This is a genomic window from New Jersey aster yellows phytoplasma, assembly GCF_002554195.1.
GTDB lineage: Bacteria > Bacillota_I > Bacilli_A > Acholeplasmatales > Acholeplasmataceae > Phytoplasma.
In genome coordinates, this window is sequence record NZ_MAPF01000054.1 from 24,231 (window position 1) to 39,070 (window position 14,840).

General features: G+C 29.8%; 7 protein-coding genes, 1 tRNA gene, 1 other RNA gene and 4 pseudogenes. 4 read left to right on the forward strand and 9 right to left on the reverse strand.

The features are described from left to right. Positions 1-43: 43 nt before the first annotated feature. From miaA to BBA70_RS02325, 5 genes and pseudogenes are all read right to left on the reverse strand, one after another. Positions 44-918: pseudogene (gene miaA, locus BBA70_RS02300) on the reverse strand (tRNA (adenosine(37)-N6)-dimethylallyltransferase MiaA). A gap of 168 nt (positions 919-1,086) precedes the next feature. Continuing rightward, the gene (locus tag BBA70_RS02305; RefSeq protein ID WP_011412728.1) at positions 1,087-1,848 is read right to left on the reverse strand and encodes a TIGR00282 family metallophosphoesterase; all 762 of its coding nucleotides are present in this window, start codon (positions 1,846-1,848) and stop codon (positions 1,087-1,089) included. Between the two features lie 24 nt (positions 1,849-1,872). Then, positions 1,873-3,457 (reverse strand): annotated as a pseudogene (gene rny / locus BBA70_RS02310) (ribonuclease Y). 1,061 nt (positions 3,458-4,518) lie between these two features. Further along, a complete protein-coding gene (locus BBA70_RS02320) occupies positions 4,519-5,604 on the reverse strand; it encodes a DNA recombination protein RmuC (RefSeq protein ID WP_011412731.1) in 1,086 nt (361 codons plus the stop codon). Positions 5,605-5,904: 300 nt separating this feature from the next. Then, positions 5,905-5,981, reverse strand: a tRNA-Arg gene (locus BBA70_RS02325). A gap of 298 nt (positions 5,982-6,279) precedes the next feature. On the opposite strand from BBA70_RS02325, the gene ffs reads away from it, so the two are divergent. The 4 genes and pseudogenes from ffs (at position 6,280) to rsmG (ending at position 9,702) form a co-directional block, all read left to right on the forward strand. After that, an RNA gene (ffs, locus tag BBA70_RS02330) (signal recognition particle sRNA small type) lies at positions 6,280-6,371 on the forward strand. A 95-nt stretch (positions 6,372-6,466) separates the two neighbouring features. Then, positions 6,467-7,138, forward strand: a complete 672-nt coding sequence (locus BBA70_RS02335; protein ID WP_252861590.1) for a hypothetical protein — start codon at positions 6,467-6,469, stop codon at positions 7,136-7,138. Positions 7,139-7,223: 85 nt separating this feature from the next. Continuing rightward, a pseudogene (mnmG, locus tag BBA70_RS02340) lies at positions 7,224-9,078 on the forward strand (tRNA uridine-5-carboxymethylaminomethyl(34) synthesis enzyme MnmG). Beyond that, positions 9,065-9,702, forward strand: a pseudogene (rsmG, locus tag BBA70_RS02345) (16S rRNA (guanine(527)-N(7))-methyltransferase RsmG). Before mnmG ends, rsmG begins: the two co-directional pseudogenes overlap by 14 nt. 47 nt (positions 9,703-9,749) lie before the next feature. Here rsmG and BBA70_RS02350 read toward each other — a convergent pair. From BBA70_RS02350 to rpsG, 4 genes are all read right to left on the reverse strand, one after another. Beyond that, complete coding sequence (locus BBA70_RS02350; protein ID WP_011412736.1) at positions 9,750-10,538, reverse strand: Bax inhibitor-1/YccA family membrane protein; 789 nt, start codon at positions 10,536-10,538, stop codon at positions 9,750-9,752. Positions 10,539-10,902: 364 nt separating this feature from the next. Next, positions 10,903-12,087, reverse strand: a complete 1,185-nt coding sequence (tuf, locus tag BBA70_RS02355; protein WP_011412737.1) for an elongation factor Tu — start codon at positions 12,085-12,087, stop codon at positions 10,903-10,905. A 134-nt stretch (positions 12,088-12,221) separates the two neighbouring features. Then, the gene (fusA, locus tag BBA70_RS02360; RefSeq protein WP_041639868.1) at positions 12,222-14,288 is read right to left on the reverse strand and encodes an elongation factor G; all 2,067 of its coding nucleotides are present in this window, start codon (positions 14,286-14,288) and stop codon (positions 12,222-12,224) included. A 26-nt stretch (positions 14,289-14,314) separates the two neighbouring features. After that, positions 14,315-14,785, reverse strand: a complete 471-nt coding sequence (gene rpsG, locus BBA70_RS02365; protein ID WP_011412739.1) for a 30S ribosomal protein S7 — start codon at positions 14,783-14,785, stop codon at positions 14,315-14,317. Positions 14,786-14,840: the final 55 nt, after the last annotated feature.

The window sequence follows — 14,840 nt, forward strand, 5'->3', positions numbered from 1 at the left end:
TACTTTCTTATTTTTTGGAATTGTTTTTTGTTGGTTTAATTAATTAATCGGTTTTTAAAAAATTATTAATAAGGCCAATAGTGGTTTTTTCTAAATCAGGGGATAAGGCGTCTAGAATCATGGGCTTAATTTGATTTTTAAACCAAGTTTTTTGGCGTTTGGCATATTGCATAGTTTTTTGAATAATTAAGGTTTTGGCTTGGTCTAAAGTTATTTTTCCTTCTAACAAAACTTTAATTTCGCGATAACCAATAATATTAAAATTGGCGTTTGGAAAAAAAGTTTGAATTTGGTTAACTTCTTCTATAAAACCTTTTTTTAACATTTGTTCCAATCTTAAAATAACTCTTTTTTTAAAATTTGTCTATCAATATCAAGATAAAAAATTAGAGAAGAATATAGAGGATTGTGTTTTTTATTTTTTTGTGATCTTAAAGTGCCTGAAAGTAAATCTTGATAAGCGCTTAGGATGCGACGAGGATTTTTCAAATCTAGGTTCGCAATTAATTGAGGATCTTTTTTTTTAATAAAATCAACCATATTTTCTATTGCAGTCAAAGAAATAGGTGGCAAAAACAAAGATTTAGGAGTTAATTCATAATCAAAAAGAACTGATTTAAGATAAAGCCCGCTACCGCCCACAAATAAAGGAAGGGGCATTTCTTCGATTTTTTTGCGTGCATCTTTTTGAAAATAATAAATATTATAATTTGTTCCAGGGGTAAGAAAATCTAAAAGATGATGTTTAATTCCTTGGGCTTCTTCGATAGTTATTTTGGCAGTTCCAATATCGTATTTTTGATACATTTGAAGAGAATCGCAATTAATTATTTCTAAATTAAATTTTTTAGCTATTTTAATAGAAAGGCTTGTTTTTCCTGAAGCAGTAGGACCTGTAATAGCGATTACTTTTTTCATAATTTTCCTTTATAAGGGTAGAAGTGTTTTTAGGGGGGGTTATTAAATAATTAAAAAACCAGAATAAAATAAAAAAATGCAAAGTGTTGAAAAACAAAAAAAGTTTAAAGAAATACAGAAAATAATTTTGATTCTTTATCGCTTAGTTTTAATAAAACAAATTTTATTTCATTCTGATAAATTAATTTTTTCAATAGTTTTATTAGGTTTAAGAGTGACAAGTAAACCGTTTAATTGTCTTTTTCCTTCGGCATTAGGCCTTGAAACAACGCGATTCCCTAAAAAAGATTCAATTATAGGTTGTTTTTCTTTACCAATAACACCATCTTTGGCTCCTGTCATTCCTGCATCAGAAATATAAAGAGTGTTGTGAGGGAAAAGGCGTTCATCATTAGTTTGGACGTGGGTATGAGTGCCTACAATAGCATCAATTCTACCATCAAAATAATGAGTTAAAGCAATTTTTTCACTAGTAGCTTCGGCGTGAAAATCCAAAAAAGAAAAATCATATTTAGCTTTATTCTGTTCCAAAACATTATCAATAGTTTTGAAAGGGCAATACAATTTGGGGTTAATAAAAACACGCCCTAAAGCATTCATAACTAAAATTTTTTTATCTTCGCAATCAATAATTTTATAACCTTGTCCTAATTGTTGAGTGTCATTGATGGGACGAATTACATTTGATTTGTCAATAAAATTTTTGATTTGTTTATTTTTCCAAACATGGTTTCCCATAGTCATCAAATCAACACCTAATTTTTGTAATTTTTTATAAATTTTAAAACTTAAACCTTTACCATTATCAGCGTTTTCAGCATTAGCAATAATGAGATTAGGTTTATAAATTTCTTTTAAAAAACCCACTTTTTCGGCAAAATAACTAATTCCTGGGTTTCCGTAAATATCTCCAATAAACATTATTTTCATGAATTAATTATCTCCTTTGGTGGATTATAATTTAGCCATTTCCACAGCTCTGGTTTCTCTTAAAACAGTAACTTTGATAACACCATTGTAAATAATTTCTTTTTCAATTTGTTCTTTAATGGTGCGGGCAGTTTGGAAAATAAAATTGTCTGCGATTTTGTCTGGTTCAACGATAACACGAATTTCGCGGCCAGCTTGAATAGCATAAGATTTGGCAACTCCTTTTGTTGAATTGGCAATAGTTTCTAATTTGGTTAGTCTTTGAATGTAGTTTTCTACTGATTCTTTTCTGGCTCCTGGTCTAGCGGAAGATAAAGTGTCTGCTATTGCAACTAAAGCAGCGATAATTGATTGGGGTTCTTGATCTTCGTGATGAGAAGCAATAGCATCGATAACTTCTTTTTTTCTTTGTATTTGGAAGCAATAGAAACACCAATTTCTACGTGGCTTCCTTCCATTTCGTGGTCTAGAGCTTTACCGATGTCATGAAAAAGCCCTGCTCTTCTTGCAAGAATTTCATTTTCGCCAATTTCAGAGGCAAGTTTACCAGCTAAAAAAGCTACTTCCAAAGAGTGTTTTAAAACATTTTGACTGTAACTAATGCGGAAGTGCAGTTTTCCCAAAATTTTAATTAAGTCAGGGTGAACTTCGCCTATTTTAGTAATAAAAGTAGCTTCTTCGCCCATTTCTTTAATAAAATTGTCTACTTCTATGGTTGAAGTTTCTAAGGCTTTTTCGATGCGAGAAGGGTGAATTCGTCCATCAGAGACCAAAAATTCTAAAGTTTTTTTGGCAATTTCTCTTCTAATGGGGTCAAAACTACTTAAAATAACGGTGCAAGGCGACTCATCAATAATTAAGTCTACTCCAGTTAAAACTTCCAAAGACTTAATATTTCTGCCTTGGCGTCCAATAATCCGTCCTTTCATATCTTCGTTAGGAATGTTGACAACGCTAATATTTTTTTCTCCTGTAATATCACCAGAATATTTTTGCATGGCTAAAACTAAAAGAGTTTTGGCTTTTTTGGATGCTTCGCTTTTGGCTTTTTCTTCTTCTTGTTTAATATATGACATCATTTCATAAGTGGTTTGGTCTCTTGTTTCTTTCATTATGATTTGTCTGGCTTGATCTTGTGTTAAGGAAGCTATTTTTTCTAATTGTTGTTTTTGGGTGTTTAAAATTGTTTCTTGTTCTTTGATTTGTTGTTCTAGGTTTTTTTTAGTGTGGCTAATTATTTGTTTTTCAGAATCTAAATGTTCTTCTCTTTTATTTAGACTCTCAGTTCTATTGTTAAGCAATTCTTCACGACGATTATTTTTGGATTCTAAATCAACAATTGTATTAGTTCTTTGTTCTAAATCCAGTTCTAATTTTTGTCTTAAAGAAGCTATTTCTATTTTGGCATTACGCATCATTTCTTGTTCGCGTTTTTGCAAATCTTTTTCTTTTTCTTTTAGTTTGTTATCAAATGCTTGTTTTTTTCTTCTAATTTCTTTTGATTAAAAAAAGAATACAAAAAATAGCCGATAATTGATCCACAAATTAAAGCCAAGAAAAAAAGAGAACAACCCATTGTACAATGGTCTCGCCAAGAAGCATCTTTCATATCCTTGATACCTTTCTTTTCAGGAGGTTAACAAATATAAAATAATTGTTTTGCCTCTTTTTCTTTTTGAATTTAGTTTAATGATTTTTAATACAAAACAAAAAAATAGTGAAAATAGATGTTTTGATGCAATTTTATCATTAAAACGATAAATAAGTTTGGTTTTTTAAATATTGATAATTAATTTATAATTAATTTTGAATGGGGTGGGTTGAAAGTTTTATTATTTTTTTTAATTTTTTTCAGTACAAAATTTCATCACTAAATGAAAAAAATAAAAATGTATAAATTGGAGTTTTAAAAAAAATAATAAAGTTTGGTTTTGCAAAAAAATTCATCAAAAACCATGAAAAAAATCAATGGTTTAGTGATGAATAGTGGTAAAAATAAAAAAACTTAAAAGCTAACCTTAAAAAGGTTAGCTTTTGTAATAAAAAATATTGAATTATTATATATTAGAAAAATATTTGAATTTTTTAATGTAATTAATAATCAAACTTTTTTTGGTAATTTTTTTTAGTTTCCGTAAAGCTTTTGCTAAAAGCGCTTGATAATTTATCAGAAAAAGATTCTATTGATTTAGATACTTTCGGAGAATTAATAACTTTTTCAGCTATTTCTCCTGATTTTTCAATAAATAAATCTTTCCAAGTTTTTTTTCTAAAATAGAAGGGGCTGAGTTTGGGTTTTGTGTTTCATCAGAAGATGATCCTTGAGGCGTTTCTTCTTCTAAAGAAAAAAATATAATAATAGGAATGGCAAGTAATATCAAAATAAAAACGCTAGTAATAATGATTTGCTTGGAAGTAAATTTAATAATAAAATGATATCCTTTGATTGTTTAATAAAAATTATGCAAAAAATTCAAATAAAGAATAATAATAAATAATACAAATTTGAATGCATAATTTTTTGAATTTTAATTTGAAAAATATAAATAATTTTAATAATTTAATTAATAAAATATATAAGATCCTAAAAAAAAATTAGTATCCGTAGATATTATATAATAAATCAAAAAAATATTTGCAAAATAATGTTAAAAAGTGGTTAAAAATGATTTAAAAATCTATCTTTTCGTTTTTGGTGTTATTTTTGGAATTTTTATTTTCTTTTTTGCGAACTTCTAACAATTTTTGATAACGTTGGTCTAAGGTTTTTTCTTTTTTTTGAATATCTTCAATTACTTTGAGAACTTTTTCCAAAGCAGCTTTCAAATCACAAATAAAGACTTTGTCAAAATTTTTCATCGCTTGTAGCACATTTTCAATGCATTCAAGTTTTTCTTCGTTGTTTTGAACACTTTCAAAAATTTGAAAATAATAATCAACTGAATTAAGAATAGCAAGCAAAATAGAAGGGCTCGTAATGATAACATTGTGTTTAAAAGCATATGATATTATTTCAGGATCGCAATTAATTTGGGCAAAAATACTTTCAGAAGGAATAAACATAATGGCATAAGGGCAGTTGTCTTCTTTGCTGACGTATTTTTGAACTTCTTTAATTCTTTCTTTAACGTGAAATAAAAAACGATTCTTTAATTCTATTTGGTTGAAAGTAGCGTTAATATAGGATAGAAAGTCTGTGGTTGGGAACTTCGAATCAATAGGAATTTGAATAAATTTACCATATCCCTTACACATCACATCAACTTTAAGACGGTTACCGTTATTGTTTGTTTTTTTCATTAAATATTGTTTTTCAAAAACTAATTTATCTTTAAAATGAGAAATATTTTCCAAAATGCGTGCCAACAAAAATTCTCCGGCTTGTCCTGTTTTATCGTTTTGACACAATAATTTATGAATATTTTGCACTTCTTGAAAACCACTTGCATTTTGTTCTCTTAAAACTTTTAAAGAATTTTCCAGATTACTTGTTAAATGTTGACGAGTATCTTTAATTTCTTTAGTTAAAATGTCTTGACTTTGATGATTTAAATTGTTAATTTTGTCATCCAAACGACAAATAACCCTAGATTCTGACTCTAAAAAAGCTTGTTTAAAAAAATCTTTGATATTGACTTGCGTTTTTTTCGGTTTGGCAACAAAAAAATAAATAATGAAAGTTGCACCACCCAAAATAAGAATCAAAATAACGGATAAAATTAAGATTAATAAAATAATAATTTGATCTTGAGACATTTATTTTGTTATTCCTTTTTCTTTTTTTCTTTTTTAGTGTCTTTTAGTTTTTGAGTGCGTTAAAGTTGATATAAAAAATAAAAAAACAAAACAAAAATAAAAAAAGGATCATTATTGAGATTTGTTTTTTAAATATTTTTAATATTTATTTCTTATTTAGAAAAACAAATAACATAAATAAAATAAAAATGTTTGAAAATGTTTGTGGATAAGAAATAAATATTAAAAATAAATATAAATATCTAAGTGCTAAAAATTACTAAATTAAGGGAAATGATACAAAAAATAAAAGATAAAAACTGGCGTTTGAGAAGGGATTCGAACCCCCGACCGACGGCTTAGAAGGCCGTTGCTCTATCCAACTGAGCTACTCAAACAAACATACAACAAATATTATACTATAAAATCATTGTTTTTGACAAAAAAACAATTAAAGTAGTGAAAATAGTTTATTTATTTAAATTATAAAAGAAAAAACGATCCAAAGTCATTTAAATATCTATTAAATAAAAAAGTTTGCACAAACACAGAAAAAAAGTATATAATAATAATGTTGATTTTTAATTTCTAAATTAAAATAAAAAAATACAAAAGTTTTTTAAAATGTTTTCAATCAAAAAAATAATTAACGAAAGACAAGTATTTTTATCAAACAAAACTAAGGTAACCTTTTCAAACCTTATCATTCAACAATAAGATACGAATTTGGTCAGGTCTTGATTGAAGCAGCCATAAGTTATTTTTATTGTGTGGAAGATAGGGTTTGAAAAGGTTATTTTTTATAAAGACCCCAAAAAAGCAATTTTCAAAACAATAATTCAATGCATAAAATTAAAAAAAACAAAGGAAAAGAAACAAGCATATGAATTTTTCATTTTTTCAAAAAGAAAAAGATTTTAAATTATTAACTAATATTTACAACTCTTTACAAGGAAAACCATTTTTAAACCAAGAAACAACATTAAGAGGAAAAGAAATCAAAGTAGAATTTTATTATTTAGATCAAAGCAAATATTATAGTACTCTTTTTCAATCACGCCAATTTGCTGTTTGGACAGTTGATAAAGGAGTATGCCGACTTTTGGTTGAAAGAAAATATTACAAAAAATTTGGAGCTTTTTATCAAAAAGATATAAACGATATGTGGTTAGATTTTATATGGCAGATTTTCCAAAAAGAAGCTACTTTAATCAAAACAATAAAATTATTATTTGTGGCAGTTTTATTACCTATTTTATTAAATGTTTTTTTACTTAACGGACATTTTTCAGGTTGGGTAAGGGTTCCTGCTTTTTTTGTATTAATATCTTCTTGTTTTTCTATGAATTATTGGATGAAAAAACAACAAAAAAAATTACACATCTTTAGAGATCAAAAATTACAAGAAACATTAGAAAAAATCAAACAAAAATTAGGAAAAGAGCTTTACGAATCATTAAAAGAAAACAAAAACAATTCAATCCTACTTTTGTTGAACCCAAATCCGATCAAAACCCCAATGAAGACAATACCGGAAGCAAAGACAACACAATAGATAAAATAAATGAATTAAATTAAACAAATGATAAATAAATGATTATAAAACCTAAAAAAAAAAAACAATCAAGAAAGGTAATCAAATGATCTACGATAGCATTGTTATTGGAGCAGGACATGCAGGTATTGAATCTGCTTTAATATTGGCAAAAAAACATAATACTTTACTCATTACAGGCTCCTTAAAACAAGTTGCTTCCTTACCTTGCAATCCTTCTATCGGAGGTCCTGCCAAAGGTGTTGTAGTGCGTGAAATAGATGCTTTAGGCGGTATCATGGCAAAAGCTACAGATCTTGCACAAATTCAGATCAAAATGCTTAACTCTTCAAAAGGTCCTGCAGTAAGAGCTTTAAGAGCACAAATTGATAAATTAGAGTATCCTCAAATTATTTTAGAAATATTGCAAAACACTCCCAATTTAACTTTATTGGAAGGACTAGTAAACAACCTAATTATCCAAAAAAACCAAGTTCAAGGAGTCTGTCTTATTGACGGAAGAAAAATTAATGCCAAAACTGTCATTATCACTACAGGAACTTATTTAGCCAGCCAAATTTTAATTGGAGATACCAAAAAAGCCTCAGGACCTAATGGTGTTCCTACAACTTACGGTATCAGCACTCAATTAAAAGAAATAGGCTTCGAAGTCATTCGTTTAAAAACAGGAACCCCACCAAGAGTTAAAAAAACAGCATTGATTATAGTCAAACCAAAATACAAATGGGAGACAATTTAGAACAAACATTTGGTTTTTTAACGCCCCAAACAACCAAAAGACCACAAGAACCTTGTTTTTTAACTCACACCAACCAAACCACCCACCAAGTTATCCGAAAACATTTAAACCAATCGGCTATGTATGGCGGTTATGTTGAAGGCATAGGGCCTCGTTATTGCCCTTCTATTGAAGATAAAGTAGTAAGATTTTGCGATAAAAACAGTCATCAAATTTTTATTGAACCAGAAAGTCTATATTTGAATGAAATGTATCTACAAGGACTTTCCACCAGCATGCCTCAACACGTTCAACATGAAATCCTTAAAACTATTCCAGGATTACAAAACGCCAAAATCACTAAATATGCTTATGCTATCGAATACGATGCTTTTAATCCCAACCAACTCAAACACAGTTTAGAGACTAAAAAAATACAAAATCTCTTTTTAGCAGGCCAAATGAACGGCACCAGCGGCTATGAAGAAGCTGCTTGTCAAGGGCTTATGGCAGGAATTAATGCATCTTTAAAACTCCAAAATAAACCTCCTTTTGTGTTAAAAAGAAACGAAGCCTATATTGGTGTTTTGATCGATGATTTGATTACTAAGGGTGCAAAAGAACCTTACCGTCTTTTGACATCACGCGCGGAATTTCGTTTGTTATTAAGACACGACAACGCCGATTTACGCCTCAAAGATTACGGATATCAACTAGGTTTAATTGATAAAAAAGATTATAACAGTTTTCAAAACAAAAAAGCCAAAATCAACCTTTTATTGGAAAAAAGTAAAAATTATGAAATTTTAGTCAATTCAGATAATCTATCTTATTTAAAACAACAAAACTCAGCTAGTCTCGGAGAAAAAACCACATTAGCGCAACTAATAAAAAGACCAGAATTAAATTTTTGCACTTTACAACATTTTTTACAAGAAAAAGCAGATAAAACCATTTATGAACAAGTAGAAATACAAATTAAGTACGAAGGTTATATTGCTAAAGCCCAAAAAGAAGCTCAAAAATTAGCAAGATTAGAACAAAAAAAATTCCTAGCAAAATAAATTACGCAGATATTAAAAATTTATCAAAAGAAGCTAAAGAAAAACTTGATTTAATTAAACCCCAAACTTTAGGACAAGCCACAAGAATATTAGGAGTCAATCAAGTTGATATTTCGATTTTATTAGTTTATTTGGAAAAACATCATGCTTTACTTTGAATCATTAAAAGACAAATTTAAACTCAACAAAAAGCAATTAAACAAGTTTGTTTTTTACTATGAATTTTTAAAAAAAGAAAACCAAAAAATGAACCTTACTTCCCTGATATCTTTATCTGATGTTTGCTATAAACATTTTTATGATTCTTTAATTTTAAAAGAAATATTTGACTTTAATAATGTAACTAATCTTTGTGATGTTGGCTCGGGAGCTGGCTTTCCTAGCTTTCCTTTAAAAATTCTTTATCCTCATTTAAAAATTATAATCATAGAATCATCTTTAAAAAAAATCAATTTCTTGAAACAATTAGCAAGCCATTTGGAATTAGATAATGTATGTTTTTTTCACAAAAGAGTAGAACAACATGACATAGCCAAAAATGGAAGTTATGATTTTGTTGTTGCTCGCGCTTTGGCTAGATTAGAAATTATCTTAAAATGGTGTGTTCCTTTAGTAAAAAAAGGGGTTATTTTATTGCTATGAAAGGCAAAAACTTTCAACAAGAATTAGAAGCTAGCAAAAAGATAATTAAGCAGATGAAAGTTAAATTAGTTAGCGCAAAAGTATTTGAATTACCAATGCAATTAGGAACAAGAACTAATTTATTATTCCAAACCGAATAAAAAAAGGTAATATAATAAAAAAAGATCACGAATATTCGTGATCTTTTTTATTTTCTTTCTTGGCCAAATAACCTTAACAAAATTAACATTATTCTTAAAAAAATTTCAATTAAAATTGTTGCAAAAGCCAAAGAAACTTGCCATTCATATTTTTTAGGCATTCCTTGTTTAATCATTTGTTCGGCGTAATCAAAATGAAATGCCAAAAACATAGACACAAATCCTAACATAATTAAACTAATAGGGAAGGTTAAAAAGCTATTGTAAATAATATTTTCAATTGTCCAAATGCCACATAAAGACAACACTAAACGAACTATATAAGAAACTATCAAAGCAAAAGAGCAATATAACATAATTTGTCTAAATCTATTTGTTACTTTTATAAATCCCTTATAATAAGCTTGGGACATCGCAACAAAAAGGATAAAGGTTGCAAAAATAGCCATAAAGGCAATTTCAACTAAATTGGCATAAACTAAATTTAGAAAAACAAAAAAAATTGATAAGATTATTCCTTCTATAAAAGAATAAATTAATCCACAAGCCTTAGAAATTTCAACTTTTTTTAACCCTGCAAAATAAATACCATAATTTAAAAATCCTAGCGTAATCATGGAAAAATAAATTGTATGAATATTTAGTTTTTTTAATATCACAGGTTTTAGAATTGGATAAAAAAACATTGAAGTGATTGCTGTAACACATAAAAGCAAAATTGTTTTTAAAGAAATTCCTTTACGAGTAGCAATGTTGTTATAAGTATTTTTTTCAAATAAAGAAAGAAAGTTATTTTTAATTTGGGTAAACGAATTATTTACTTTATTGGATTCCATTTAAACCACCTTTTTAAATTTTATTTATTATTAAAAATTAAATTTATTTTATTATTCTTATTATTTAAAAAAATATTTTCATCTTTTTTAAATTGCTTAATAAACAAGCACATATATATTTTACCTTTTTTTAAAATTAATTGGAAGGTATTTTGCTTTTTTATTGAAAAAAATAGTGTGTTTTTTGTTGGTGTTGCGAAATTTAATAATAAATAGCGTTTTTTTTGGCGCATAACTAATTTTTTTATGAATGTTTAAAAAATATCACATCATTAGGATAAAAAAGGGGGAAATACAAAAAAAGATAAAAAACCCACATTATGTGGGTTTTTATTTATTAATAAGGTTTCAGTATAGTGAATTTTTAGTTAAGAAGTTTGGAAACTGATCCTGCACCAACTGTTTTTCCACCTTCACGAATAGAAAATTTAGTTCCTTCTTCTATGGCAATTGGGTTGTTCAGGGTAACTACTAATTCAGCGTTGTCTCCTGGCATTACCATTTTTACATCACCTTGTAATTCAACTACTCCTGTAATATCTGTAGTACGGAAATAGAATTGAGGACGGTATTGAGAGAAAAAGGCAGTGTGACGTCCTCCTTCTTCTTTAGTTAAAACATAAACTTGAGCAATAAATTTAGAATGAGGTTTGACAGAACCTGGTTTAGCTAAAACTTGTCCACGTTGTACATCTTCACGGTTAATTCCGCGTAATAAAGCTCCAACGTTGTCACCTGCTTGAGCAAATTCTAGATCTTTTTTAAACATTTCTACTGCAGTTACAATAGTTTTTCTAGTTTCTTTAAGTCCTACGATTTCTACTTCATCACCAGCTTTTACTTGGCCTCTTTCTACTCTACCAGTAACAACAGTTCCTCTACCAGTAATAGTGAAAACATCTTCTACAGGCATTAAGAAAGGTTTGTCAACTTCACGCACTGGGTCTTCAATGTAGGTGTCTAGAGTTTCGATTAATTTATTTACTTGAGCAACGTAATGAGCATCACCTTCTAAAGCTTTTAATGCAGATCCTCTAATGACAGGGATGTCATCTCCTGGGAAATCGTATTGAGATAATAATTCGCGAACTTCCATTTCTACTAATTCTAAAATTTGTTCGTCTGGGGAAAGATCACATTTATTTAAGAAAACAACAATTTTTGGAACACCAACTTGGCGTGCTAATAAAATGTGTTCTCTAGTTTGAGGCATAACACTATCTGCACCAGAAACAACTAAAATAGCAGCATCCATTTGAGCAGCTCCAGTAATCATGTTTTTAACATAATCGGCGTGTCCAGGACAGTCAACATGAGCATAATGACGTTTTTCTGTTTCATATTCTACATGTGAAGTTTTAATAGTAATTCCACGTTCTCTTTCTTCAGGAGCATTATCAATTTGGTCATAAGCTCTACTTTTAGCCAAGCCACGAGCAGACAAAACTTGGGTAATAGCTGCTGTAAGAGTAGTTTTGCCGTGGTCTACATGTCCAATAGTACCCACATTTAAATGTGTTTTATTTCGTATAAATTTTTCATTAGCCATTTTTCAAAGGCCTCCTTTTTATTATGTTTTAAGGTTTGTTTTAATAAATAATATTTACCATTTAAATTTTAACTTATTTTTTGGCTTTTCACAACTATTTTGTAAAAAAAATGTTTTTTTGGTTTAAAGGTTGTCTAAGCGCGTTTTTTAATAATTTCTTCAGTAATACTTTTAGGAGCTTTTTCATATTTAGCAAATTGCATAATAAAAGTAGCTCTTCCTTGGGTATTGGATCGCAAAACAGTAGCATATCCAAACATTTCAGAAAGGGGCACAAACGCTCTAATAGCAACAGCGTTGGTGCGTGATTCTTGGTTTTCTAATCTACCTCTTCTAGAAGTTAAATCGCCAATAACATTTCCTACATAATCATTGGGAGTAACTACTTCCACGTCCATAATAGGTTCTAAAATAACTGGGTTACCTTTAGTTTTGGTTTCTTTTAATGCCATGGAAGCAGCAATTTTAAAAGCTATTTCGGAAGAATCGACATCATGGTAAGAACCATCAAATAAAGTTGCTTTAACATCAATAATTTGATATCCAGCTAAAATACCACCAGCAAGAGCTTCTTGAATTCCTTTTTGAACTGCAGGAACGTATTCACGAGGAACCACACCACCTACAATTTTATTAACGAATTCAAAACCTTTTCCTGGATTTGGTTCAAAACGCATCCACACGTGTCCGTATTGTCCGCGACCACCTGATTGACGAATGAATTTTCCTTCTGTCTCGGTTTCTTGGGTGATTGTTTCGCGGTATGCTACTTGAGGTTCTGTAACATTTGCTTGCACTTTGAATTCTCTTTTAAGGCGTTCAATAATGATATCTAAATGAAGTTCACCCATCCCAGCAATAATAGTTTGCCCGGTTTCATGATTGGAAAAAACCTTAAATGTAGGGTCTTCTTCAGCTAATTTTGCAAGGGCAATTCCCATTTTATCTTGATCAGCTTTAGTTTTTGGTTCTACTGCAATTTCAATTACTGGTTCTGGGAAATTCATTGATTCTAAGATGATGGTTTGTCCTTCTGATGCTAAAGTGTCTCCTGTAGTAGTTGCTTTTAATCCTACAACTGCTAAAATATCGCCTGTGTAGGCTTCTTTTACTTCTTCACGAGAATTAGCATGCATTTGTAATAAGCGTCCAAAACGTTCTTTGGTTCCTTTAGTGGTATTAGTTACGTAAGAGCCAGCTTTAACTGAACCTGAATAGATACGGAAAAAGGTTAATTTTCCTACATAAGGATCAGTCATCACTTTAAAAGCTAAAGCTGTGAAAGGTTCTTCATCTAATCCGGTGCGCACAATTTCTTGGTTGTCAGAATCAAATCCAACAATAGCTGCAACATCACAAGGAGCAGGAAGGTAGTCAACAACAGCGTCTAACATTTTAACAACACCCTTATTTTTGAAAGAAGAACCACAAAGAACTGGGAAAAAGGAAGCTTGTAAGGTTGCTTTTCTAATGGAATTTTTCAACATTTCAGAAGATATTGGTTTTTCTTCTAAATAATAAATCATTAATTCTTCGTCTAGGGTAGATAAAGTTTCTATTAATTCTTTTCTTTTAGTTTGGGTAATTGATTCTAAATCGCTAGGAATAGAAACAACTTTTCCTGTTTCTTGGGAAGTGTTATCATATTCAAAAGCATTCATTTCTACTAGATCAATGATTCCATTAAAGTCATTTTCTGATCCAATTGGCCATTGAATAGCGCTTGCATGAACTCCTAAGCGTTGTTTAAGAGTTTCAATTGCATAAGCAAAATCAGCGCCTACTTTATCCATTTTGTTAACAAAAATAACTCTTGGAACTTTATATTCACTAGCTTGACGCCAAACAGTTTCAGTTTGTGGTTCTACTCCTGCTTGAGCATCAATAACTGTTACTGCGCCATCCAAAACTCTAAGAGAGCGCGAAACTTCCACCGTAAAATCAACATGTCCGGGAGTGTCAATAATATTGATACGGTGGTTTTTCCAAAAAGCAGTAGTAGCAGCAGAGGTAATAGTGATTCCTCTTTCTTGTTCTTGTTCCATCCAATCCATCTGAGAGGCGCCATCATGGGTTTCTCCGATTTTATGAATTTTTCCGGTGTGGAACAAAATTCTTTCTGTAGTGGTGGTTTTCCCTGCATCAATATGAGCAATAATGCCAATATTACGAGTTTTTTCTAATGAAAACTGACGTGCCATCTTTTTTATTCTCCTATAAGTTGCAATCACCAACGATAATGAGCAAAGGCTTTATTAGCTTCTGCCATGCGATGCGTTTCTTCTCTTTTTTTAACTGATACTCCGTTACCTAAAGAAGCGTCTACTATTTCTTTGGCAAGTCTTTCTTCCATTGTTTTTTCGTTGCGTTCTTTAGTGTATTTAACAAGCCATCTTAATCCTAAAGAATGGCGTCTTTCGGGACGAACTTCGGAAGGCACTTGGTAATTTTGACCACCCACACGACGCGTGCGTACTTCCAGAACAGGCATAATGTTGTTTAGGGCTTCATGAAAAACTTCAATAGGATCGCGGTTAGTAATTGTTTTGACTTGTTTTAAAGCTTGATAAAAAATAGTTTGAGCTTTGCCTTTTTTGCCATCTTCCATAATTGTGTTAATGGTTTTAGTAACTAATTTAGAATTGTAAATAGGATCTGGCTGTACATCTCTTTTTTTAATATGACCTTTGCGGGACACAAAAATTCACCTACTTTCTTTATTTTATTTATTTTTTTGGGTATTTTTGATTTAT

Bases quoted from the DNA above. Each gene is read 5' to 3' on its own strand.
- BBA70_RS02305 (WP_011412728.1), bottom strand. From the start codon at position 1,848: ATGAAAATAATGTTTATTGGAGATATTTACGGAAACCCAGGAATTAGT.
- BBA70_RS02320 (WP_011412731.1), bottom strand. From the start codon at position 5,604: ATGTCTCAAGATCAAATTATTATTTTATTAATCTTAATTTTATCCGTT.
- BBA70_RS02335 (WP_252861590.1), top strand. From the start codon at position 6,467: ATGAATTTTTCATTTTTTCAAAAAGAAAAAGATTTTAAATTATTAACT.
- BBA70_RS02350 (WP_011412736.1), bottom strand. From the start codon at position 10,538: ATGGAATCCAATAAAGTAAATAATTCGTTTACCCAAATTAAAAATAAC.
- tuf (WP_011412737.1), bottom strand. From the start codon at position 12,087: ATGGCTAATGAAAAATTTATACGAAATAAAACACATTTAAATGTGGGT.
- fusA (WP_041639868.1), bottom strand. From the start codon at position 14,288: ATGGCACGTCAGTTTTCATTAGAAAAAACTCGTAATATTGGCATTATT.